20 protein-coding genes are annotated in these 23,735 nt (G+C 60.8%); 14 read left to right on the forward strand and 6 right to left on the reverse strand.

Annotation, left to right across the window (positions count from 1 at the left end; all coding sequences use genetic code 11):
- Nucleotides 1-184: 184 nt before the first annotated feature.
- The 3 genes from AACL53_RS07815 (at nucleotide 185) to AACL53_RS07825 (ending at nucleotide 3,885) form a co-directional block, all read left to right on the forward strand.
- Nucleotides 185-1,690 (forward strand): undecaprenyl-phosphate glucose phosphotransferase, encoded by a 1,506-nt coding sequence (locus AACL53_RS07815; RefSeq protein WP_339083927.1) that lies wholly within the window; start codon nucleotides 185-187, stop codon nucleotides 1,688-1,690.
- Nucleotides 1,680-2,963, forward strand: a complete 1,284-nt coding sequence (locus AACL53_RS07820) for an O-antigen ligase (RefSeq protein WP_339083928.1) — start codon at nucleotides 1,680-1,682, stop codon at nucleotides 2,961-2,963. Before AACL53_RS07815 ends, AACL53_RS07820 begins: the two co-directional genes overlap by 11 nt.
- Before the next feature lie 124 nt (nucleotides 2,964-3,087).
- Entirely contained in the window at nucleotides 3,088-3,885 is a 798-nt protein-coding gene (locus AACL53_RS07825) for a DUF1194 domain-containing protein (protein WP_339083929.1), read from the forward strand.
- A 19-nt stretch (nucleotides 3,886-3,904) separates the two neighbouring features.
- On the opposite strand, the gene AACL53_RS07830 is transcribed toward AACL53_RS07825, so the two are convergent.
- The 5 genes from AACL53_RS07830 to AACL53_RS07850 all read right to left on the reverse strand — a co-directional run bounded on the left by AACL53_RS07830 (nucleotide 3,905) and on the right by AACL53_RS07850 (nucleotide 8,764).
- Nucleotides 3,905-4,105, reverse strand: a complete 201-nt coding sequence (locus AACL53_RS07830; RefSeq protein WP_339083930.1) for a hypothetical protein — start codon at nucleotides 4,103-4,105, stop codon at nucleotides 3,905-3,907.
- A 109-nt stretch (nucleotides 4,106-4,214) separates the two neighbouring features.
- Nucleotides 4,215-5,027 (reverse strand): formylmethanofuran dehydrogenase subunit C, encoded by an 813-nt coding sequence (locus AACL53_RS07835; RefSeq protein WP_339083931.1) that lies wholly within the window; start codon nucleotides 5,025-5,027, stop codon nucleotides 4,215-4,217.
- Nucleotides 5,027-5,932 carry a formylmethanofuran--tetrahydromethanopterin N-formyltransferase gene (fhcD, locus tag AACL53_RS07840; protein WP_339083932.1) on the reverse strand — a complete coding sequence of 302 codons (906 nt, stop codon included), beginning with the start codon at nucleotides 5,930-5,932 and terminating at the stop codon, nucleotides 5,027-5,029. The genes AACL53_RS07835 and fhcD overlap by 1 nt, the downstream gene beginning before the upstream one ends.
- The gene (locus tag AACL53_RS07845; RefSeq protein ID WP_339083933.1) at nucleotides 5,929-7,593 is read right to left on the reverse strand and encodes a formylmethanofuran dehydrogenase subunit A; all 1,665 of its coding nucleotides are present in this window, start codon (nucleotides 7,591-7,593) and stop codon (nucleotides 5,929-5,931) included. The genes fhcD and AACL53_RS07845 overlap by 4 nt, the downstream gene beginning before the upstream one ends.
- Nucleotides 7,594-7,612: 19 nt before the next feature.
- Nucleotides 7,613-8,764: a formylmethanofuran dehydrogenase gene (locus tag AACL53_RS07850; protein WP_339083934.1), complete on the reverse strand. Its 1,152-nt coding sequence runs from the start codon at nucleotides 8,762-8,764 to the stop codon at nucleotides 7,613-7,615.
- Nucleotides 8,765-9,120: 356 nt separating this feature from the next.
- On the opposite strand from AACL53_RS07850, the gene AACL53_RS07855 reads away from it, so the two are divergent.
- The 4 genes from AACL53_RS07855 (at nucleotide 9,121) to AACL53_RS07870 (ending at nucleotide 11,935) form a co-directional block, all read left to right on the forward strand.
- Nucleotides 9,121-9,663, forward strand: coding sequence for an SRPBCC family protein (locus tag AACL53_RS07855; RefSeq protein WP_339083936.1), 543 nt, complete (start codon nucleotides 9,121-9,123; stop codon nucleotides 9,661-9,663).
- Between the two features lie 46 nt (nucleotides 9,664-9,709).
- Entirely contained in the window at nucleotides 9,710-10,639 is a 930-nt protein-coding gene (locus tag AACL53_RS07860) for a beta-propeller fold lactonase family protein (RefSeq protein ID WP_339086911.1), read from the forward strand.
- 238 nt (nucleotides 10,640-10,877) lie between these two features.
- Complete coding sequence (locus tag AACL53_RS07865; RefSeq protein WP_339083938.1) at nucleotides 10,878-11,567, forward strand: hypothetical protein; 690 nt, start codon at nucleotides 10,878-10,880, stop codon at nucleotides 11,565-11,567.
- Nucleotides 11,564-11,935, forward strand: coding sequence for a hypothetical protein (locus AACL53_RS07870; protein ID WP_339083939.1), 372 nt, complete (start codon nucleotides 11,564-11,566; stop codon nucleotides 11,933-11,935). Before AACL53_RS07865 ends, AACL53_RS07870 begins: the two co-directional genes overlap by 4 nt.
- A gap of 110 nt (nucleotides 11,936-12,045) precedes the next feature.
- On the opposite strand, the gene AACL53_RS07875 is transcribed toward AACL53_RS07870, so the two are convergent.
- The gene (locus AACL53_RS07875; RefSeq protein WP_339083940.1) at nucleotides 12,046-13,014 is read right to left on the reverse strand and encodes a quinoprotein relay system zinc metallohydrolase 2; all 969 of its coding nucleotides are present in this window, start codon (nucleotides 13,012-13,014) and stop codon (nucleotides 12,046-12,048) included.
- A gap of 445 nt (nucleotides 13,015-13,459) precedes the next feature.
- On the opposite strand from AACL53_RS07875, the gene AACL53_RS07880 reads away from it, so the two are divergent.
- From AACL53_RS07880 to AACL53_RS07910, 7 genes are all read left to right on the forward strand, one after another.
- Nucleotides 13,460-15,280, forward strand: a complete 1,821-nt coding sequence (locus tag AACL53_RS07880) for a methanol/ethanol family PQQ-dependent dehydrogenase (protein WP_339083941.1) — start codon at nucleotides 13,460-13,462, stop codon at nucleotides 15,278-15,280.
- Between the two features lie 264 nt (nucleotides 15,281-15,544).
- Entirely contained in the window at nucleotides 15,545-16,366 is an 822-nt protein-coding gene (locus AACL53_RS07885; protein WP_339083942.1) for a c-type cytochrome, methanol metabolism-related, read from the forward strand.
- A 185-nt stretch (nucleotides 16,367-16,551) separates the two neighbouring features.
- Entirely contained in the window at nucleotides 16,552-17,472 is a 921-nt protein-coding gene (locus AACL53_RS07890) for a substrate-binding domain-containing protein (RefSeq protein ID WP_339083943.1), read from the forward strand.
- 111 nt (nucleotides 17,473-17,583) lie between these two features.
- On the forward strand, nucleotides 17,584-18,180 hold the full coding sequence (locus AACL53_RS07895) for a PQQ-dependent catabolism-associated CXXCW motif protein (RefSeq protein WP_339083944.1): 597 nt from the start codon (nucleotides 17,584-17,586) through the stop codon (nucleotides 18,178-18,180).
- Nucleotides 18,181-18,421: 241 nt separating this feature from the next.
- Nucleotides 18,422-20,281, forward strand: coding sequence for a monovalent cation:proton antiporter-2 (CPA2) family protein (locus tag AACL53_RS07900; RefSeq protein ID WP_339083945.1), 1,860 nt, complete (start codon nucleotides 18,422-18,424; stop codon nucleotides 20,279-20,281).
- Between the two features lie 160 nt (nucleotides 20,282-20,441).
- Entirely contained in the window at nucleotides 20,442-22,454 is a 2,013-nt protein-coding gene (tkt, locus tag AACL53_RS07905) for a transketolase (RefSeq protein WP_339083946.1), read from the forward strand.
- 41 nt (nucleotides 22,455-22,495) lie between these two features.
- Nucleotides 22,496-23,695 (forward strand): phosphoglycerate kinase, encoded by a 1,200-nt coding sequence (locus tag AACL53_RS07910; RefSeq protein ID WP_339083947.1) that lies wholly within the window; start codon nucleotides 22,496-22,498, stop codon nucleotides 23,693-23,695.
- Nucleotides 23,696-23,735: the final 40 nt, after the last annotated feature.

The following is a 23,735-nucleotide window of genomic DNA, read 5'->3' on the forward strand; positions in this document are numbered from 1 at the left end:
AAAATATGCTGAGGGGCAGGAAGAGGCCTGCCGGTTCGCGCCATCACGGGACGGCGGACAACTCGTTGTTGACCCTATTGCGGGTTGAAGTCATCAATCTCGGGCCCGACTGGACGACGTTTACCGTCGCCTCATCTGAGCGCCTCTATGGAATTAAATTCCATTCCAAGGTGCCCTTCCGCAGATGCCCCAGAAGTCGGATTCCTCCTCCCATATCATCCTCGAAAACGCCGATCCCCGATGGGAGCGCGCGGCCGCTTGGGCCAAGTCACTCTTTTTCGACAGGCTCGGCAGCGCCTCGCGGCCTAAACTCCTTCTGGCGGTGACGATCGCCGATCTCGTGTCGATCGTTGTCGCGTGGCCGCTCGCGAATGCCCTGCTCGGAAATCCCTTCGAGCCATCGTGGCGGAGCTTTGCTGCGACGACATTGGTTGCGATGCTGGCGGTCTACGTGCTGCGCCGTCAATGGTCCTATTCCATTCCGTCGCTTCGCGGGTTCACGTCCCAAGCCCTGAAGGTGCTGACGTCGCTCGGCGCCGTCGCGCTTGGAATCTCGGGCGTTGCGTTTCTGTTCGATCACGATGAGGTCGCGCCACGCGAGATTGCGGCGTGGATGGAATTGTCGGCCGTATTTCTTTGCTTCGTTCGCTCGCTCGCCGCGTGGACGATAGACAGGCTGACGCGCACCGGAAGTCTGGTCCGGCGGACGGTCATCGTCGGCGGCGGGCAGGATGCGGAGGATCTCATCCGCGAGCTTTCCGCGGATCCGACAAATCACATGCGCATCCTCGGCGTATTCGACGACCGGCAGGACGCGCGCGCTGCGGGGAGCTATGGCGGCATCGCGCGGCTCGGGACTTTCGAGACGCTCACCGATTTCTGCCGCGACGCTGGCGTCGACTTGCTCATCGTCACCGTTCCGACGCGCGCCGAAGAACGGCTGATGCAGATCCTGTACAAGCTTTTCACGCTGCAAGTGGACGTGCGGATTTCCGCGTTGAACTCGAAGCTCCGTCTCAATTCCCGCGCCTACAGTTTCATTGGGCGGGTGCCGATGCTGGCGGTGATGGATAAGCCGCTGAGCGACTGGGACAGGGTTCTCAAGAACGTCGAGGATCGTGTGCTCGCAGCACTACTGCTGCTGCTCGTTTCGCCGGTCATGGCGCTCGTTGCGCTTGCCGTGCGGCTCGATAGTAAGGGTCCGATATTCTTTCGCCAGAAACGCTATGGCTTCAACAGTGAGCTGATCGAAGTGTTGAAGTTCCGCTCGATGTACGTCGAGATGGAGGATGCGACAGCCAGCAAACAAGTAACGCGGGGCGATCCGCGCGTGACGCCGGTTGGCCGCTTCATTCGGCGCACGAGCCTCGACGAACTCCCACAGCTCATCAATGTGGTGAAAGGGGAGATGTCGCTCGTTGGGCCTCGGCCGCACGCGACGGGCGCCAAGGCCGAGCGCGATCTCTATGAAAACGTCGTGCAGGGCTATTTCGCTCGCCATCGGATGAAACCGGGCGTCACGGGCTGGGCGCAAATCAACGGCTGGCGCGGCGAGACGGATACCCACGAGAAGCTTGTCCGCCGTGTCGAGCACGATCTCTATTACATCGACAACTGGTCGGTTCTGTTCGATCTCTACATCATCGCGATGACGCCGGTCTCGCTGCTGACGGGGAAGAATGCCTACTAGCGCCGAAGCAGCCGAAACAGCGCCGCTCCTTGCTCCTGCGGCTCCGATTTCGCTCAGCATTCGGGCGAGCACGCTCGCGGGCGTGCTCGTTGCGATTGCGACGATGCTCAGCACGATCGTTTTCTCGGAGCCTGCGGTCGCCGACGGCTTGATGGTGATGGTCATCGGCCTTCTGCCGGTTCTGCATGTGCTGAAATTCGGCAACGCGGCATTCGTCAATTATTCTGCGTGGATCGCGCTCTTCGCGCTGGGCTTTGCCGGGACGATGCTTTCCACGACCTTCCAGACCGCTTTCGTGCATCAGCTCGTCACGCTGTTTCTCGCAACGGGCGCGTTCGTGATCGCGGGCTATATCGCGAAGGACCCAGAGCCGCGGGCGAAGCTCGTGCTCGTCTGCTACGTCGCGGCCTGTCTCATCGCCACAGCAGCGGCGTTCGCCGGGTACTTTCGCCTCATTCCTTCAACATACGACCTCTTCACAAACTACGACCGCGCGCGTGGCACCTTCAAAGATCCGAACGTCTATGGCGCGGCGGTAGCGCCTGCGATCGTCAGCGTCGTTTGGGTAATGTTGCGGGGACGGCCGACGCACGCGCTCATGGCGGCCGCCGTTGCATTGCCGCTCGTCATCGGCTTGCTCATCAGCTTTTCCCGCGGCGCCTGGGTGTCGACGATACTTTCCGTTTTCATCTTGATCGGCATCGTTCTCTTTCGGTCGCGGCGCAGCTCGGATTTCAATCGCTTCGGGAAAGTCACCATCATCGGCTTCGTCGGTTTGATGAGCGCGCTTGCGGTTGCAACACAAATCGACCAGGTTCGCGACCTGCTCAGTCAGCGCGCCAACCTCGATCAGAGTTACGACGAGGGTCCGAACGGGCGTTTCGGAGGGCAGCAAAAGGCGCGTGCGCTGATCGTCGAGCATCCCTTCGGGATCGGGACGCATACGTTCCGCGATACTTATCACCACGAGGAACCGCATAACGTTTATCTCACCCAGTTTCTGAATGCCGGGTGGCTTGGCGGCCTGATCTACATCATGACGGTGGCGGCGACGCTCTATCTGGGGTTTCGCACGGCGCTGCAAAGGACGCGTCTTCAGGGACCGGCTGTGATCGCCTTCGCGTCATTCGCGGGGTTGGCCTTCGAAGGGTTCGTCATCGATAGCGATCACTGGCGGCACTTCTTCCTTATGGCCGGATTGATTTGGGGGCTGGCGGATGCAACTCCTTCCGCGACTGACCCGCGACAGCGGGCCGATGACATCGAGGCTTAGCCGTGTGCACGCTCGTGCCGGTTCGCGGTAATCGCTGGCTTGGCGGGAAAAAATCCGTTTGCTACGTATTGCCTATAGGTTCGGCATCTGGTGCCGTGCCCGTCGACCAGGAGTTCTCTCCATTTTGAGCATCCTTAAACAGCGGCGTGCGGCGATTGCCGCATTCATGGCCGCCGGTGCCTTCCTGCTTGGCTGTCTCACCGTGCGAGCGCAGGAGGGACCGCCCGTCGATACAGCCCTGGTCGTTTCCGTCGATGTCTCGAATTCCGTCGACGACGCCCGTTACCGGCTGCAGATGGAAGGGATCGCCAAGGCGCTCGAAGACCCCGGTGTGATCGAGGCGATTACTGGGGGATCAGCGGGCGGTATCCTGTTCTCGATGGTCACGTGGGCGGACACGCCGTCCTTCGTCATTCCCTGGATCAGGATCGCTAACAAGGCCGATGCGTTGGCGGCGGCAAAGCGGGTTCGTTCGCTGCAGCGGCAAGGCGGCGAGTTCACCTGCATGACCCGCATGCTGCGGTCGGCGAACGACAAGATCGTTCCGCAAGTTCCGGCGAAGGCTGCCCGCATCATCATCGACGTGTCGGGAGACGGTCCCGACAACTGCAACGCCGATGAGCCGATTGAAACCGTGCGCGACGAGCTCGTGGCCAACGGTGTCACGATCAACGGTTTGCCGATCCTGCTCGACACGCCGGAAGATTCAGCGCTGTTGCCGAAAGCCGTTCCGGGCGGGCCGCCTCCGCTCGAGCAGTGGTATCGCGAGCACGTCATGGGCGGGCCAGGCAGTTTCGTGCTGCCTGCCCAGGGCTATAGCGATTTCGAACGAGCCATCCGGCAAAAATTCGTCATCGAGGTGAGCGGTCTCGCTTCACCCAGCTATACGATGACAAACTCGATGACAAATCTGGCCCGATAGCTCGTTAGCCGTTCGAAGTTCAGATGTCGTTTTCGGTTGCGGGGGCGCAGCGCCACCGGGTGACCTGCCAGCCGGGATGTTCCTCGGCCCATTTCGCGAAGTGCGGCGGGGCCTCGGCCATGCACGTCATCGCGTCGATGTTGGCATCGATCGGGATCTTGTAGTCCCGGCAAACATTCGGATCGTTCGTAAGGCAGGCGGATAGAACGATTGCAAGCATGGCGAATTCCCGGATTGCATGTCAGCGATACTTGACAGTACGCTGACGCTAGGTGCCGGGGATTTGTTTCAGACGCACTTCCTTGCAAAATAGTTTGCAAAACGCCGCGTCAGGCGGCGGGCAACAGGATTTCGCCCCGCCCGATCGTCGCCGTGTCGCCGCCAATCTTCTGTACGAACAATGGCATAGGCTTCGGTGCAAGCTGACCGAGGGCAGCTTTCAGGTAGCGCGATATTACCCGCACGATCACGAGATCGTGTTTGCCGGTATCGACGAATGTCGGAAGCAGGCTGTCGACCGAAGGAGCGATCAGCGTGCCACGCCGCATCATCAGGCCAGGCTCCGGACCGAGCCCACCCTCAGCCCAGATGGTGCCGCCGATCATTCTCGTGCCCGTACCTACACCCGTCTTGCCACGGACGACAACGGTACCTCTGCGCATCTTTTCTCCGGCGCGGGCGCCGATATTTCCTTCAACGACGGTGATGCCGCCCATCAGGCCGAAGCGGTCTCCGGAAACGATGCCGCCAAGATTATCGCCGGCGTTGCCCAGGACATGGATCATGCCGCCGGTCGCGCCGGACGCCAGATGCGAGCCTGCGCTGCCATGCACTTCGAGTTTGCCGCCGGTCATCTTGCGGCCGGCATAGTGACCGACGTCGCCGATCACGCGGATGGTGCCGCTGTCGAGACCGAAAGCGACGAAATCGAGGGTCGGCGTTGCGCCTTCGATGGTGAGGACGTCGCCAGGGGTTCCTGAAATATCGAATGCGTCGGCGAGGGCAACGCCGCCTTTTTCGATACCAACGTTCAGGCGTGCGATTTCATGCGACGACAGAACGGCGAGCTTCGAGGGCGTGATGTCCTTGAGCGTCATCCGCTCGTTCGCGGGCGCCTTGAGGCGCAGCGTGAGGCCGCTCATCAGATCAGATCCTTCAGATGATAGTGATGCTGGCCGAGCTTGCCGCCGTAGTTGCCGGCAGTGATGCGCGTGACGCCGCGTTTCGCCCCGATGTCGGTGACGGCCTTCAGGCCGACACGCATGGCGTCGGCGACGGCTTTGGACGTCAGGCCGTCAATGACGATTTCGAGGACCGCGAGCGTGTCGGGCGCCAGCTCGGTCTTCTTGACCGTGCCGCGAAGCGTCGGACAGAAGGCGTCGTTCGTCGATGCAAACATGCCTGCGTATTTCGCGCCGACCTTCGAGCCCGAGCGTACGATGCCGCCGGGGAAGGGCGTGATGACGTCATCGACCTTGGCGATCGCGTCGACCGCGGCTTCCGCGGTTTCGAGAAGTCCGGCGCGGTCGGTGCCGAGGATCAGCATGTTGCCGCCGCCGACGGCGTCGGTCGTCAGGCCGGTGTCCTCTTCAATCACGAACTCGCCGTCCATGACGGGAACGCGCCAGTAGCGAGTGCCGCCGAGTTTTTTTGCCGTTTGAAACCCGTCGCCGAACAGCCGCGGTCCCTTGCCGAGACCGATGGACTTATCGGACTTCAGGCCGGCGAAGCAGGCGGAGCCGGGGCTCGTCAGAACGCACTGGCCGATGCGGTTGCGGATTTGCGGAACGAGCGAGTCGGGCGAAAATCCGAAGATAAGGATGCGGACGCCGGGGCGGCCGTCGGGCGTTTCGTCGGGCGACAATTCCTTGTCGATGCCGCATTCAGCGCCGCAGCCGATCACCGACGTGCCGAAGCCTGTCGCGACGGTTGCTGCGATGCGTGCCCATTTCAGCGTATCGGCGGTGATGATGATGCCGGTTCCGCTCATGCCAAAAGCTTCGGCGAAGGTATCGTCGATGGCGACGCCGTTGACCGTCTTGCTCATGCTGCGCGTGCCCTGGTCGGTTGGATGATCAGCGAGCCGCGGCCGCCGTTGACGATTTCATCATCGGATAAGCGGAAGTTCTCCATGCGCACCGTATGATAATCTTCGAAGTAGCTCTTCAAAGACTTCTCGATGCCCGGATCGTAGGACGGGCGCATGACGTGCGTTCCGCCGTTGACGACCTTGACGATCTTGCCGTTGCGCACGATCAGTTCGCCGTTCTTGAACAGAAGTTCCGGCGTCGTGAACATCGCCTCGCGATCGGGATTGTCGTCGTAGACGGTGATGTCCGCCCAAGCGCCGACGCCCAGATGACCGCGATCGTGAAGGCCGAGGCTGCGAGCCGGGCCGGCGCGCGTCATGATTGCGATTTCGTAGAGCGAATATTCGCGGTCGAGCGAGGCGAGCGTCGAATACTTCAGCGCGTCCTGATTGATCGTCTGCATCCGGTCGCGGCGGAACTCCTTGTCCATCAGCAGCCGGATGAGATGCGGGTACCAAGTGAACGGTCCGCCGTTCGGATGGTCCGTCGTCAGGAACAGGCGCCACGGATCGTTGACGAGCAGGAACAGTTCGAGGCCGATGGCCCACTGCAGCGCGTTGACGAAGCTCTTGTCGCGATACTTGAAGGGAACGACACCGCAGCCCGCGTCGCACTCGATATCCATCACGACCCATTTCTTCGGATCGGCGGAACGGGTGTTGACGAACTGGCGCATCGAGTCGCCGGAGGCCGTGCACGTCTGGCCGAACATGACCTGGCCGACGTCGCACGACACGTTCTTGTTGGCGTTGACGGCTTCGGCGATCGGGGCGGCGGCGGATGAAAACTTCAGGTCGCCTTCGGTGCCGTAGCTGTGGAACTGAATGTGCGTGAGATGGATCGGCAGGCCTTCCGCGCCCTTGATCGTATCAAGCGTCGTCTCGTAGCCGCCCGGTATGCCGAGGTTGCAGCCGTGAATGTGCAGGGGATGCACGACGCCCAGCTCGTGCAGACCGCGGGCCAGCGTCACGATGATGTCGCGCGGGGTGACGCCGTAATGGACGTGCTTCTCATCGAGATCGAGCTTGCGCTGATTGAACTTGAAAGCGCTGATGCCGCCCGGATTCACGACCTTGACGGCGATCGCCTGCGCGGCGTGCATCGTCCAGGCGATGTAGTCCTTGATCGCTGCGAAATCGGCTTTGCCGGCGAGCTGGCGCAGGAAGAAGTCGTCCGATCCCAGCATGACGAAGGCGCCCTTGTCGATGATCGACGTATCGCCCATTTCCATGTGCGCTTGCCGGGCGTTCGCGGGCAACATGGCAGGCTCGAAAGCGGCCGTGTATCCCATCTCGGCGTAGCGATAGCCGGTCGTCATCGTCGACGGCACGGCGTGGCCGACGCCGGCGCGCGTCAATTCCGTGCGCGCCACTTCGTTGCCGATGTGATCCTCGGGGAGCATCATGCGGGCGATCGTCATCTTGCCGCCGCCGATATGGGAATGGGGATCGATGCCGCCCGCCATTATGACCCGGCCGTGCAAGGGGTATTCCTGATCGACCTTGGCGGTCGGCTCAGGAGAGACGATGCGGCCGTTCTCAATGAAGATGTCGCGAACTTCGCCGTCGACCCCGTTCGCCGGGTCGTAGACTTTGCCGCCAGTGAGCTTGATGAGCATTCTCGGTCTCGTATTGGGCCTAGAGGGCAGCTTCAATTTTTTCGAGTACGTCGGCGGCGCGAGGCAGTGTCGACTGCCGGAGCTTGCGCAATGGCAGCGATACGACGTTGTCGACGCGCACCATGATGCCCGCATGATCGACGCCGGGTGTGCCGACGGGAATGTAGACCTTCGGAGTCCGCGCGGGCTTGATCGACGGCGTGCCGAGAAGGATCATCGGAATATCCGTATCCGGCGGAGAAAGGTCAGGTGTGAGCGAAGCGAGCCACAGGAGCAGGTCGCTTTCCTTGGCGTAGAGCATGCGGCTCATCGCATAGCGCTCTGAATCGTAGTCGGGCTTGCCGCTCGCGAACGAGACGCGCAGCGGAAAACCGGACTGCCAGCCGCAAACGGCGCCCGCCGAAACGGCGCCTTCGTTGCCGCCGAGGGCGAGACCCGCGAAGCGCGATGTCAGGTTGATGTCTTTGACGAACTCGGAGACCGCCTGGACCGTCAAGTCGGCGTTCGCGAAGCTGAGGCTCGGCGGTGCCCATACGACGACGCCGTAGCTCGCGGCCTTGCAACGCTCGAGAAGATCTTCGACGGTTGCGCGCGGCAGGCCGCCGATGTTGTCGCCGGTGATCGTCGCGCCTTTGTTCTGCGCACGCATGGCATCGAAAATTTCGCCGATGCGATCGGGTTTCACCGGAAGCGTCAGGACTTCGCCGATGCGCTTGCCCTTAACGGCAGACTGATCGAGGCCTTCGCCGAGAAACACGACCGTTCGCTTCGGGGGATTATCGGAGAACATCGAGGCTTCGTTGCACACGATGCGTTCGAAGAAACGCGGATGAAGTTTGTGGACGTCGCTGCCGGCGATAATGAAGAGATCGGCGCGGTTGCGCGCCTCGGTGAGCGTCGTCATCACCCAGCCGGAGGTCTGCAGTACCTTGAAATTGCGGTACTGGGCGTCGCTCAGCGCATGGTCGACGACGCCGCCGCCCTTCTCTGCGAGGGCCATGATCGCGCGGACGCCTTCGACGTCGGTCGCGAGGCCACCAAAGATCGGCAGGCGGCTTTCACGGATGAGACGGGCCGCGGCTGCTATGGCCTCGTCCAGCGACACATCTTTTCCGTCGACTTGCGGAGACGGTTCCGCGAGCTTTCGTTCGAAGCCCGCTACTGATTTCACGCAGCCGTTTTTTAAGACTTTAAGCCCTTCACTCGAAGGGCCGATCTCAAGATCGTCGCAAAGAATGCCGCAAAAAGGACAGGCGACGTTCTGATAGTGGTTTGCGCCGTGACTCGACTTTTCGGATTCCAAATCCTGCTCCTCATGGTCCCTGGTCTCGCAACCGGCGGGATTCGACCAAAGCACGCGGCCGCAGGTAAGACAACGTTACCGGGGCGGTCAAGCGTGCCGAACGTACAGATTGAATGCGACACATTTTGCCGTCTTTCCGTTGACGATGAACCTGCCTATTGTCCCGCCGCTCGATCCCGGGCCAAGGACCTGCCCAACGCACCAATAATTTCCGGAGGAAATGTATGCTCAAACGGTTGCTGATCGCCGCCACGATCTTCGGCCTCGTGCCGCTGGCTCTGACCGGCGCCGCATGGGCGCACGGGCCGTCGCGCCAGAAAGTGGTTGAGTCCGTCGAGATCAATGCGCCTGCCGATAAGGTCTGGGCCGTGATCGGCAATTTCCAGGATGCGAGCTGGATCCCCGCCGTCGCCAAGACCGAGGGCAAGGGGGGCAACGACGTCGGCGCGACCCGCACGCTGACGCTCCAGAGCGGTGGCACGGTCGAGGAACAGCTCGATAAGTATGACGCCGAGGACAAATCCTACGGGTACGAAATCACCAAGGTCGACGTGAAGGTCCTGCCGATCAACGATTACTCCTCGCGCATTACGGTGACTGCGAACGGCGACAAGACGACGGTCGAATGGAAGGGTGCGTTCTACCGCGGCTATATGCTTAACGACCCGCCGCCGGAGCTTTCCGACGAAGTTGCGCTCAAGGCCATCACCGATCTCTACACCTCGACCCTCGCGGCGTTGAAGAAGAAGATTGAAGGCGGAAGCTGAGGGACGATTGAAGGCCTCGCGGGTTCGACGAAAGCTCGGTCTTTTCCTGCCAGCACTCATCGTGTTCGCGCTGGCCGGGCTGTGCGGGGCGGTCGCTGCGCACGAGGCGATCGTAACGGGGCAACCTTCCGATAGCGTCTCGTTCGTCGATCTCACGACGATGAAAGAGACTGGGCGCATTCATGCCGGCGGCAAACCCGCCGGCATTGCTCTTTCCCCCGACAAGGCGACGGCTTACGTCACCGCACCGGACGGAAAAGAGCTGATCGAGATCGACGCCGTTTCGCGCGCGATCAAGCGGCGTCTCGTTCTCGGCGGCGCGCCCCTCGGGATCGCGGCGCATCCGACCCGGCCCGAAGTCTATGTGGCTGATTGGTACGCGCATAAGGTGATCGTCGTCGATGCCGGGACACTCTCTGTCTCAGGCGAAATTGCCGTCGGGCAATCTCCGTCGGGGCTCGCTGTGACGCCGGATGGGCGTTTGCTCCTATCCGCCGATCGCGATAGCGACGCCGTTTCAATTGTCGATATCGGGACGCGGACGCGGCTAGCGTCGGTCGATGTCGGTAGCCGTCCCTTCGGCATCACGATCGACGCTGCGGGCCAGAGGGCGTTCACCGCCAACGTCAAGAGTGACGACGTCACCGTGATCGAGATCGCCACCAGAAAGGTGATCGGCCGTGTGGTAGCGGGGCGGCGTCCTTACGCGGTCGCCTTGGCCCAGGGGAGGGGGTTCGTCACGGATCAGTACGGCGGGACCGTCACCGTGTTCGACCAGTCGACGCTGCAACCCATCAAGCGGATCGAGGCTTGTGATCATCCCGAAGGCATCGAGCCGGACGCGGACGGAGCGAACGTCTATGTGGCCTGCTGGGGTGACGACGTTCTTCTGCGCATCGATTCCCAAAGTCTCGCCATAACGGGCAAGGCCGCGGTCGGCGCCGGGCCTCGGGCGTTCGGCAAATTCATACGATAATGGCTTGGGATTGAAAGCTCGGTGCTGACGGCCTGGGCCGCGTTGGGCGATAAACGCTCGGGTTACTGCCTTGTAAGTTGAGACTTTCCGATCTTCCGGCATCCTTCGGAATGCCTTGCATTCGGTCCGTGGCCCGCGTCATTGACTGAAATTCGCAACGCTTCTGGTCAAGCTGCCGTTGTCCCGCTACACAGCCGGGAAAAAAGTTTCGCATAGACGATCTGGAGGATCGCCCCCCATGTTCAATTTTCCCTTCCGCAAAGCCGGTCTTGCGGCGTTCGCGGTCACTTGCCTGAGTGCAGTAAGCGTTGCGGCCGAGGCGCCGAAGCCGGCCGAAATCCTGTTCGACCGGCCGCACATTGCTGCGGTCGCTCCGGGTACCGACCTTGTATACAAGTTCGAGCGCAAGCCTTCCAATCCCAAGGCCCTCGGCGAGGGCTACGCCGATGACATTGTCGTGAAGGTGGAAAGCGACGGCGCGCCCGGCAAAAAGAATGTTCTGGTCAAGATGTACTCGGGGGATAGAGCCCGCGAGCCGCAACGGATCACCGACATGGACGGCAATCCGATGCTCATCATCTATCTCGACAATGCAGTTGCGCATTTCCGCGAGCTGGCAGGTGGGGACAGTGCATATCTCAAGGGCATGTTCAGTCGGTATCTCGGCGACGGCGCAACGATTGCTCCGGCAACGATCGTCTATAAGGGCCAGACGGTCGAAGGTTTTCGCGTAACCGCGACGCCGTTCGCAAACGACCCCGCGCGCGCAAAGATGAGAGGTTTCGAGGGCGCGACGTTTACGATAGCGCTGTCGGACAAGATCCCCGGTTACTTCGCGAAGATGACGGCCGAGTACAACAATACGGACAAGAACTCGCCGACGCTGGAAGAGACGACGACGCTTGAAGGTGTAGGAGAGGTAAAATGATGAAGGGCTTCTCGAACCTCGTATTCAGCGGGCTTTTCGTGGCGGCTGTTATGATTTCTGCCGTGGGTTCGCCCGTCGCGGCGCAGGAATTACCGCCCAACGATTACCCAACAACGGCGCGCGCCGATTATGTTTATGCGTGCATGGCGGTCAACGGCCAGAATCGCACCAACCTCGACAAGTGCTCGTGCTCGATCGATGAAATCGCGGCCATTTTGCCGTACGCCGAATATGAGGAGGCGGAGACGTTGTTGTCCGTCGGTCTGAAGGGCGGAGAAAACGTCGCCTGGACGCACGCGCCGGAATTCCAGGAAAAGGTGAAGAATCTGCGGCGCGCGCAAGTCGAAGGCGAGTTGCGCTGCTTTTAATATTTGCGCCGGGCGACTCCCCTCCGGGGAGCCGGCCGCCCGGCGCGCTTTTCACGTTTGCGCCCGGCGACTCGCGTTCCGCGAGCCGGCCGCCGAGCGCGGAAGAGATTTCATTCCCATTCGAGTTCTGTGAAGGCGGCGGTGACGTTGCGCGGGTGATGCTCGTCGAATAATGCCCAATTGCCCCGTTCCGACTGCCCGGCCGTCGCGACGGCTTGCTCGATCGTGTTGCCGTCCTTGATCATCTTGCGAACGTCGCTCGCCAGAACTTTGAGATAGCGTTCTACGGGCTTGATCGCATCGGGCCAGGGCATCGTGTCTGGTCCGTGGCCGGGAACGGCGCGATCGGCTTTTTCCTGCATCAGTGCTGGAATGAGATTGATCCACCCGACGAGTGACCCGTCGAGCGTCGGAACATGATTTGAGAAAAGAAGATCGCCGAGAAAAAATGTGCCGGTTGCTGAATCAAAGATCGTCAGGTCGTTGTCGGTGTGCGCCGTTGGTCGCGCTTTGAGCGTCAGTGTCCGGCCGCCGAGATCGAGTTCGAGCGTGTCGGTCACGAGCAAGCTCGGCGGAATGATTTCGGTGCCGGCAAAAGCTTCATCGCCGATGCGCTGACGTGTGTTCGTCAGATAGCTGTCCTTGCGGGCATAGAGAGCTGCGGGAAGCTTGTGGTGGCCGACGAACTCGCACCCTGCCGATTTGAAGGCGGCGTTCCCCAGAACATGATCGGGATGCATGTGGGTGTTGATGACGTAGCGAATGGGCGTCTTAGTGATCTTCGAGATAGCCTCATGAAGATCCTTACCGGCCGCGTAGGAGCCGCTCGTGTCGATCACGGCGACGGCCGAAGTACCGACAATGCAGATGGCATTTGAAATATTTCCGCGGTTCTCCTTGTTAACCAATTCATATTTGCCGACGTGAACGAAAACTCCGGGGGCGATCTCAATGACGCCGATTTGCTCGGCTTCAGCCTGGGAAACGCGCGGTAGTAGCGGCAGGAGCGCCGCCAAGGTCACACCGCGCAGGAACTCTTTCCGGGAAGGTTTTGCATTCAAAGGCGAAATTTTGGACATTCAGGCCTGACCTCTGAAATCGTGCAACATCGATGGTCTTAAACCACGTTCGGCCAGCGACTTTTCTCGAAAGTGCGCAAATTCGTAATCGCTACGCCCAATTTTTACGCGTCAATAACAACTTGACGTGCACCGCAGCATTTTTTGTGCATTGCAATTTCTTCCCGTGAATAAAGGGATAATTTGGGTCAGAGGTGTTGTCCTAATTTGCCGCAGCGGAATGATCGTCGCACTTCGTGTTGCGGCCTGAAAAAAAAAGTGTCTACATGCGCCTCGTTCACGAGGACTACCGGTTCCTACACGGTTTCGTGAAGCACTCCTTCTCCGACGGGGCAAAGACGGGAGAAAATCCCGCAATTCCTGAGATCGGAGCCGGGAGATATCGGCAGTCCTCGAGTTCGACTTGCAAGCGTGGCAAGACTTTTCTCAAAATGGAGGAAGCGCGATGCGCAAAAGTGCATTCGCATACGGTTTGCTCGCAACAGCCGCGTTCTCGGCGCCCGTCTGGGCGAACGATGACGTGTCCAAGTTGTCGAGCGATCCGAATAACTGGGCCCAGCAGTCCGGCGATTATGCCGGTACGCGGTATTCGACCCTGGACCAGATCAACACTGAAAACGTTGGTCAGCTGAAAGTGGCGTGGACGTTCTCGACGGGCGTTCTTCGTGGTCACGAAGGCGGCCCGCTCGTTATCGGTGACACGATGTACCTTCACTCGGCGTTCCCGAACATTGTGTTCGCTTTGAACCTCGCCGACGAGCAGAAGATCATCTGGAAGTATACGCCGAAGCAGGACCCCTCGGTCATCCCCGTGATGTGCTGTGACACGGTTAACCGTGGCGTGCAGTATGCCGAAGGCAAGATCTTCCTCCATCAGGCCGACACCGCTCTCGTCGCTCTCGACGCGAAGACCGGTAAGGAACTGTGGAAGGTGATCGACGGCGATCCCAAGAAGGGCGAAACGGGCACAGGTGCTCCGCTCGTCACGAAGGACAAGGTCATCATCGGTATCTCGGGCGCTGAGTTCGGCGTTCGTTGCCACGTGACTGCCTACGACATCAACAGTGGTAAGAAGGTCTGGCGCGCCTACTCGATGGGCCCGGATTCTGACATCCTCGTTGATCCCGAGAAGACCACGTCGCTCGGCAAGCCGGTCGGCAAGGACTCCTCGCTCAAGACCTGGAACGGCGATCAGTGGAAGATCGGTGGCGGTTCGACCTGGGGCTACATGGCCTTCGATCCTGAACTCAACCTGATCTACTACGGGACGGGCAACCCATCTACCTGGAACCCTGCACAGCGTGCGGGACCGGATGGCAAGCCGATCGACCAGAAGTGGTCGATGACCATGTTCGCTCGTGACGTCGACACCGGTGTGGCCAAGTGGGCATACCAGATGACGCCGTTCGACGAGTGGGACTATGACGGCATCAACGAGCCGATCCTTGCTGAACTCGATTTCGATGGCACGAAGCGTAAAACGGCAACTCACTTCGACCGTAACGGCTTCGGCTATACCTGGGATCGTGCAACGGGTGAGCTTCTCGTCGCTGAGAAGTATGACCTCGCCACGAACTGGGCAACCGGCATCGACATGGACAAGTCCTCCAAGGACTACGGCCGTCCGATCCGCGTTGCGAAGTACTCGACGTTCAAGAACGGCGCAGACTTCAACACGAAGGGCGTTTGCCCTGCAGCTCTCGGCTCTAAGGACCAGCAGCCTGCTTCGTACTCGAAGCTGACCGGCTTGTTCTACGTTCCGACCAACCACGTTTGCATGGACTACGAACCCTTCAAGGTTTCGTACACGGCTGGTCAGCCTTACGTTGGCGCCACGCTCTCCATGTTCCCGGGTCCGGATGAACCGAAGCGTATGGGTAACTTCATTGCTTGGGACGGCACAAAGGGCAAGATCGTATGGTCGAAGCCTGAGCAGTTCTCGGTATGGTCGGGCGCTCTGACCACCGCTGGCGGCGTTGCCTTCTACGGCACGCTCGAGGGCTACTTCAAAGCCGTCGATCAGAAGGATGGCAAGGAGCTCTTCAAGTTCAAGACGCCGTCGGGCATCATCGGCAACGCTATGACTTACAGCCACGGCGGTAAGCAGTACGTTGCAGTGTTCTCGGGCGTTGGTGGTTGGGCCGGTATCGGTCTTGCTGCTGGCTTGACGAACCCGACCGATGGTCTCGGTGCAGTCGGTGGCTACGCTGGCCTCTCTGAGTACACGAACCTTGGTGGCTCGCTCACCGTGTTCGCTCTCCCATAGGGCGCTCGCCTTAGAAATAGGGGAGCCGGTGCAGGGAAACCTGCGCCGGCTCTTTGCCGTGCGGCCACACATCAGCCAACCCTGGCTTTTCAAAAGAACGGCGCGACAAGTGGCGATATTCTTTCGCCCTGGAACGCGGCGCAAGAAGCAGGAAGCGTTCGGCGAACGGCGGCTCACCATCCACGATCTCATTAAGACGGATTTAGGAACGGTCAGTGCGGTGGTGACCCACGCGATTCAAACGACAGGATGAAGAGGAACATCGTGAACAAGTTCAGTAAGAGATTGGCATTCGCGCTGGTGGCTTGTGCCGCTGCCGGAGCTGCTGCTTGCCAGGAGCAGAACAAGCCCGAAGAAAAGGCTGCCGCTTCGACACCCGCACCGGCTCAGACAACGGAAGCTGCTCCGGCGCCAGAAGCCAAGCCTGAGGCTGCCGCGACGCCCGCCGCCGAGCCCGAGAAGAAGGCAGAAGCACCTGCCGCGCCGGCCCCGGCTCAGCCGGAGCAGGTCGCGCAAGCTGAACCCGCTGCTGCTCCGGCCGCCGACGCTGCCGCTCCCGCGGAGGAAGCCCCCCCTGGATCGCGTAAGCCTGATGGTGATGCCGTCTTTCCGAATCCGGTCAGCGAACTCGCCAAGAGCGAAGGCATCAAGTTCGAAGATGGCCGTTATCGCAACAAGGACGGCGATCCCGTGCCGGTTGTCACGAAGGACTACACGGTCGACTGGGGCACTTGGAACGGCTTCCGCCGGTATCACGATGCCTGCCACGTTTGCCATGGCCCGAATGCTCTCGGCAGCACCTTCGCTCCATCGCTTGCCGACAGCCTGAAGACGATGGATTACAATACGTTCATCGGGACGGTCTCGAGCGGCCGCGTCGTCAACCGCGCCGGTACGGAATATGTCATGCCGGCGTTCGGCGAAGACAAGAACATCATGTGCTACATCGACGATATCTACACGTACATCAAGGCACGTTCGCAGAACTCGATCGACAGCCACACGGGTATGCCTGCCGGCCGTCCGAATGGCCGTGAAGATATCTCGCCCGAAGCCAAAAAGGCTGCGGAAGAATGCACGGGCTGAGGATCTGGAATTTCATCCAGTCCTCATCATATAATTGTTAGTCTGGAGCGCGTCGGCGTCGCTCCGGGCTGACAGTAAATTAGGTCATTGAGAAGATTCAGGGGGGCGGGTCGCGATTGCGACGTGCCCCCCCTCCATATCGGGAGCCGCGACGTTCACGCCGCTATAACAAAAAGGTTATCAACGTGAGGAAACAAGCGCTCAGCGTTTCATTCTTTTCAGCGCCTGCATTGGCTCTGGGAATTACCGTTTCGATATTTGCTTTTCCCGTTCGTTCAAACGCCGCCGACGTGCCGAAGGCAGATCTGGTCAACAGGCAACAGCTTCGCGTTTGCGCCGATCCGGCCGATCTCCCGTTCTCGAACGACAAGGGGGAGGGCTTTGAAAACAAGATCGCCAACATCATCGGCGAGGAGCTGAAGCTTCCGGTCGTCTATACTTGGTTTCCCAAGGCAACGGGCTTCGTTCGCATGACACTTGGCGCCAAACGATGCGATCTCGTCATCGGATGGGGGCAGGGCGATGACATGGTGCTGAACACGAACGCGATCTACCGTTCGACGTCGGCGCTCATCTACAAGAAAGGCACCGGACTCGACGGCGTCGACTCGCTCGCCGATCCTCGCCTCCAGGGCAAGAGAATCGGCGCCCAGCAGGCCTCGGCAGGGGCAACGCTCGCTGCAAAGTACGGGCTGATGTCCAACGTGCACGGCTACCCGTTGATGGTCGATCGCCGCTACGCAAACCCCGCTGAAGACATGATCAACGACATTCGCAAAGGCGAAGTCGACGCTGGAATTTTGTGGGGGCCGATCGCTGCTTACTGGGCGTCGCGGGACGGCGAGCCGCTCGTTGTCATTCCTCTTGTCAAAGACTCCGGTGCAGCCAGAATCGCATTCCGCATTACGATGGGTGTGCGTAACGGCGACGATGCCTGGAAGCGACAGCTCAACGACGTCATTCGCAAACGGCAGGGCGATATCGACAAGGTGCTGCTCGATTACGGCGTGCCGCTGTTGGTCGATGACGATACGTCGACAGAGATGATCACAAAGCCCCGAACGTCGGCTTCGGCTGAGCCGGCTCCGGCGCCGACTACGCCTTAAAAGACGCGAGACGCCAACTCGGAAGCGGCGGATTTATTCGCCGCTTCCCGATCGTTCCACTTCTTACTCCCTTACTCCGGGCAATTTGAAAGTTTCCCGTCAAAGATGCTGATGCCTCGCGCGCTGATGATCGTCGCGTTGATCGTTACTGCAGCGCTTTGGATGCCGGTTGCAGGCACCCTCGCCGTGTCGGCGGAAGAGGATGTTTCCGGTCCTGCACCCATCGGCGAGGCGCCGCCTGAGCCTCAGTCCTACCGGACGGACAATTATCGCAAGCCCGTTCCACTGACGCTCAAAGGCGCGACGGTGCTGTCCGACAGCGAGGCAATGAAAATCTGGACTGCGAAGACTGCCGTTTTCATCGACGTCTATCCGCATGCGCCGAAACCGGAGGGCCTGCCTGCCGGTACGATCTGGCGGGACACGTCGCACATGACAATCGAAGACGCCGTATGGCTTCCGAACGTCGGCTACGGCGTTCTGTCGGTAGATGCGGCTCGCTATTTTCAACGAAACCTCGAGATGCTGTCGAAGGGCGATAAGACGAAACCGCTCGTCTTTTTCTGCCTGAAGAATTGCTGGATGAGCTGGAACGCCGCAAAGCGCGCATTGAGCTACGGATATACCAACGTCGATTGGTATCGCGACGGCAGCGACGGCTGGCAGGAAGCCGGCGGCCTCGTCGTCGACGCTCACCCATTGCCTTGAGCTTCGAGCAGCGCCGAGGCGGGCTCTTGCTGCAATCGCCGGCGCCGTGAAGTCAATTTGATCGCAATGTGTCGCACCGGTTGCCACCCCGGTGCCACCGTTTCGAGGTGGATCGGATGTTAACGGCTTCGGGTGCGATCCGGTTGCGGGTTGTTATACGAGGCGACGGGGTGGTGTATTGCGCAGCGCGGTGTAGATTTCGCGCAGAACGCAATCTCTCATCCAGAGAAGCGGGGATAGAGTGACACTTAACGAACTGGCGATCCTTCTGGCCGCCTTGGCGCTAGCCGCGCCGCTCGCGCGATTTTTCGGTATCGCCGCTGTTCTTGGCTATCTGGTCGCGGGTGTTCTCCTCGGGCCATACGGCGTCGGGCGGCTCTTCTCAGAGCATGACGCGCAGCAAGTTTTGCACTTTGCGGAATTCGGCGTTGTTCTCCTGCTGTTTTTGATCGGATTGGAGCTGCGCCCCAAGCGACTTTGGGCAATGCGCCAGGCCATCTTCGGCATCGGCACATTGCAGGTGGCAATCACCTCGGTCGCTCTCGCGTTCGTTGGCATGCTGTTTTTCGGAAGCCAGTGGCAGCCTTCGCTGTTTGCGGGCGCGGCTCTAGCGCTTTCGTCGACGGCCTTTGCTCTTCAGGTGCTCGAAGAGAACAACGAACTTTCGACCCGCCACGGCCGGCTCGGTTTCTCGGTGCTTTTGTTCCAGGATCTTGCCGCCATTCCGCTGATTGCGCTTGCGCCCTATTTCGCGGTGACGGCTGCCAAGGCGGTGCCGGTCATCGATTACTTTGCGTTCGCCAAGGGGCTCGGCACAATCGTTCTGGTCGTCGTCGTCGGGCGTTACGTGCTTGACGGCTTTTTGCGTCTCGTCGCGTTGTCGCGCGTGAAGGAGGCCATGACGGCGGCCGCGCTTCTGACGGTCGTCGGCGTCACGCTGATCATGGAAGCCGTCGGCCTATCGGCGTCGCTCGGCGCTTTTATTGCGGGTGCTCTGCTTGCCGAGAGCAGTTATCGCCATGAGCTCGAGGCCGACATCGGTCCCTTCGAAGGCCTGCTGCTCGGGATCTTCTTCACGGCAATCGGCATGTCGCTGAACCTTGGACTTCTGGTCGCCGAGCCGGTGCTGATCATATCGCTGACGCTGACGCTAATCGTCGTCAAGGCGATCGTTCTGTTCCTGTTGGGGCGTTGGCAGGGACTTGAGGCCGGACCTGCGCGCCGGTTGGCGTTTGCCCTGTCGCAAGGCGGCGAGTTTGCGTTCGTGTTGCTGTCGGTCGGGCAAGCGGCCGGCGTTCTCGGCGGTAACCCATCGCAAATTCTCGCGGTTGTCGTCACGTTGTCGATGGCGATGACGCCGGTGCTGCTGCTGCTCGACCGCAGGCTTTCGGCGAAGGCGAAGGCGCCGACGCGCCCCTTCGATACGTTGCCGGAAAACGACGGACACGTCGTGATCGCCGGGTTTGGACGGTTCGGACAGATCACGGCCCGCGTGCTGCGCGCGAAAGGTATTCCTTTCACGGCGCTGGACATCAGCGTGGAGCAGGTGGACTTCGTCAGACGCTTCGGCAACAAGGCCTTCTTCGGTGATGCCAGCCGGCCCGAGGTGCTGGAGGCCGCGCAGATGGACAAGGCGCGAGCGTTCGTGCTCGCGATCGACGACGTCGAAGCCTCAATGCGTGCGGCGGAATACGTCAAGAAGCAGTATCCGCACGTGCCGATCTACGCGCGTGCGCGCGACCGCATGCACGCGTACCGGTTGCTCGACCTCGGCGTTGCAGCGATCCGGCGCGAGACCTTTTTGGCCTCTTTGGATCTGACACGATCGTTGATGCTTGGTCTCGGATATTCCGAACGGGTCGCGAGCCGCATCGTCAAGACCTTCCGGGATCATGACGAGCGACGTCTCAACGAAGACTACAAGCTGTCGTCAGACGTCGAGAAGCTTCTGGAGCGGGCGCGCACGTCGCAGGCGATGCTCGATAAGCTATTCCGCGAGGACGAGGTCGAAGAGGCAAAGCTCGCCCACGCCGAGAAGGGCCAGCGTGAGGGCAAGGGTTCCCGTGACGCCAAGGCCAAGGCCGACGTCATCGACCCTTAAGCGTGACACTTGGTCCCCTCCGGGATTGGGTCCGGGGGGGCGGTTTTTGCCGTGCACCAGGGGTCTCGCTGCGGTAGACGGGGCCGTAATCCCCCGGTAAATGTCCCCTCGACCTTACGGCGGCGCCAGCGGCGCTCAAGAAAACGGATTCACCAATCGAATGAGTAAAGCCCAGATCAAGGCCGACACGGCGCCGGCAGCAAGCCTCGGGGAAATGGCCAACGCCATCCGCGCCCTGGCGATGGATGCCGTTCAGGCGGCCAATTCCGGTCATCCCGGGATGCCCATGGGCATGGCCGATGTCGCGACCGTTTTGTTCACCGAAGCGCTGAAGTTCGATTCGAGTGCGCCCGAATGGCCGAACCGCGATCGATTTGTCCTGTCGGCCGGTCACGGGTCAATGCTTCTCTATTCACTCCTCTATCTGACCGGCTACCCCGGCATGACGATCGAGGAGATCAAGAACTTCCGTCAATTCGGTTCGAAGACCGCGGGTCATCCCGAATATGGCCACGCACCCGGAATTGAGACGACGACGGGCCCGCTCGGGCAGGGGCTCGCCAACGCCGTCGGTATGGCGCTGTCGGAACGTTTGCTCGCGGCGCGCGTCGGCTCCGAACTCATCGACTATCATACGTACGTCATCGCCGGTGACGGATGCCTGATGGAAGGCATCAGCCAGGAAGCCATTTCGCTCGCTGGGCATCTGAAGCTCGGCAAGCTGATTGTGCTCTGGGACGATAACTCGATCACCATCGACGGCGCCACGAGCCTCTCGGTCTCAGATAGCGAAGTGAAGCGCTTCGAAGCTTCGGGCTGGCACACGGCGAAGGTAGACGGCCACGATGCGGCGGCCGTCTCGGCGGCGATCAAAGCGGCCAAGGCCGATCCGTCGAAGCCGTGGCTCATCGCCTGCAAGACGCAGATCGGATACGGCTCGCCGAACAAGGCCGGTAAATCGTCCGCTCACGGCGAACCGCTTGGCGCCGAGGAGATCAAGAATACGCGCGAGAAGCTCGGCTGGCCGTATGGGCCGTTCGAGGTTCCTGATCACATCCTCGCCGCCTGGCGCGGTGTTGGCCGGGCGCACGAGAAGTCCCGCGCCGAGTGGGCAAAGCGCGTATCCGCTGCGAGCCCGGAAGCGAACGCACTGATCGCGGGGCGCGATACGAAAGCCGTCGTTGCGAAGGCGATTGCAGAGGCGAAGGCCGCTTTCACGAGCGATACCGCAAAACGCGCGACGCGTGTCTGGTCGCAGTTGACGATCGAGCGGCTCGTGCCGGTTCTGCCGGAATTGATCGGTGGATCCGCTGATCTCTCGGGATCGAACGGCACGCGGACGAAGCAACACAACTCCGTGACGCCCGAGAACTTCTCAGGCAATTACATCCATTACGGCGTTCGCGAGCACGGCATGGCCGCGGCGATGAACGGGCTCGCGCTCTCAGGGTCGTTCATTCCGTACGGCGGGACGTTCCTCGTTTTCGCGGATTACTGCCGTCCTTCCATTCGTCTCTCGGCTTTGATGCAGCAGCGCGTGCTTTACGTGCTGACGCACGACTCCATCGGGCTTGGTGAAGACGGGCCGACGCATCAGCCCGTGGAGACCCTGAGTTCGCTCCGCGCGATCCCGAACGTGAATGTGTTTCGTCCGGCTGACGGCGTCGAAACGGCAGAGTGCTGGGAGCTTGCGATTGCGTCCGAAGCGGCGCCGTCGGTTCTTGCCCTGTCGCGGCAAGCGGTTCCAAATCTTCGTGCTGTCGGCGCTGAAAACCTCAGCGCGAAGGGCGCGTATGTTTTGAAGGCCCCAGAAGGCAAGCGCGACGTGACGTTGCTCGCCACCGGCTCCGAGGTTGGCCTCGCGGTCGAAGCGGCTGCGGCTCTCGCAAAGGATGGCATCAAGGCCGCCGTCGTCTCGATGCCGTCGTTCGAACTCTTCCGCGCTCAGTCTGAGGCCTATCAACGCGAAGTCCTTGGCGACGTGCCGCGGATTGCAGTCGAGGCGGCCACCGCACAGTCGTGGTACGAATGGCTTCGCAATCCGTCCGACGTCTTCATCGGCATGCATGGTTTCGGCGCGTCGGCGCCCGCCGGCAAGCTCTATGAGCATTTCGGCATCACCGCTTCGCACGTAGCAGAAGCGGCGCGCGGCGCGATTTCGAAATCCGCATGACGAGCTGACAAACACGCATTTGATACCGGAATGGACGCGGAATGAACCTCGACAAGCTGAAGACGACGGATGGGATCGACGTCGAAGGTAAACGGGTTATCGTTCGAGCCGATCTCAACGTTCCGGTGAGAGACGGGAAAGTTACGGACGCGACGCGCCTGGAGCGGCTGCTGCCCGGCATCAATGCCCTGGCCAATCGTGGCGCGAAGGTCATCGTGATCTCGCACTTTGGACGGCCGAGGAATGGTCCTGAAGCCGAGCTATCGTTGAAGCCTGTCGCCGAGATGATGCAGCGCCTGCTCGGGCGGCCGGTTGCATTCGGCGGCGACAGCATCGGTGCGGAAGCCGCGAGTGCCGTCGGCAAGCTGAAGAACGGCGATGTCGCGCTTCTCGAGAACCTGCGTTTTCACAAGGGCGAAGAGAAGAACGATCCGGCCTTCGCGGGAGAGCTTGCGAAGCTTGGCGACATCTTCGTGGGTGATGCGTTTTCGTGTGCTCACCGCGCGCATGCGTCGACCGAAGGATTGACGCATTTTCTTCCGTCATACGCCGGGCCGCTTCTCATGGAAGAGATCAACGCCCTCAGAACCGCACTCGAAAAGCCCCAACGGCCGACAGCTGCGGTCGTCGGCGGCGCCAAGGTTTCGACGAAAATTCCGGTTTTGACGAACCTCGTTGCGAAGGTCGACAGCCTGATTATCGGCGGCGGCATGGCGAACACGTTTCTCCAAGCGCTGGGCGTGGCCGTCGGCAAATCTCTTGCTGAACCGGAGTTTCATGCCACCGCGCGAGACATCATGGCTGCCGCGAAGCAGAAGGGCTGCGAAATCGTGCTGCCGGTCGATGCGGTCGTTGCGCGCGAATTCAAGGAAGGCGCTGCTAGTGAGATCGTTCCGATCGATAGCGTGCCATGCGATGCGATGATCCTCGACGTCGGTCCGAAATCCGTTGCGCGCACCAGTGAACTCCTCGATCACACCAAAACGCTGCTTTGGAACGGCCCGCTCGGAGCGTTCGAAATTGCGCCTTTCGGCGAGGGTACGTTTGCGCTGGCCCGCGCTGCCGCTCAATTGACGAAAGCAGGAAAGCTCGTTTCGGTCGCCGGCGGCGGAGATACGGTCGCGGCTTTGAATTCGGCCGGTGTGGCGGACGATTTCACCTATGTCTCGACCGCGGGTGGTGCTTTCCTGGAATGGCTCGAGGGCCGCGAATTGCCAGGCGTCGCGGCGCTCGCGCGCTGACGGCTGATCGGCCCGCGAGAGAGCCAAGCGTTAGGAAGTA

Origin of the sequence: Hyphomicrobium sp. ghe19 (genome assembly GCF_902712875.1) — a bacterium.
In the GTDB taxonomy this organism is placed as follows: Bacteria; Pseudomonadota; Alphaproteobacteria; order Rhizobiales; family Hyphomicrobiaceae; genus Hyphomicrobium_B.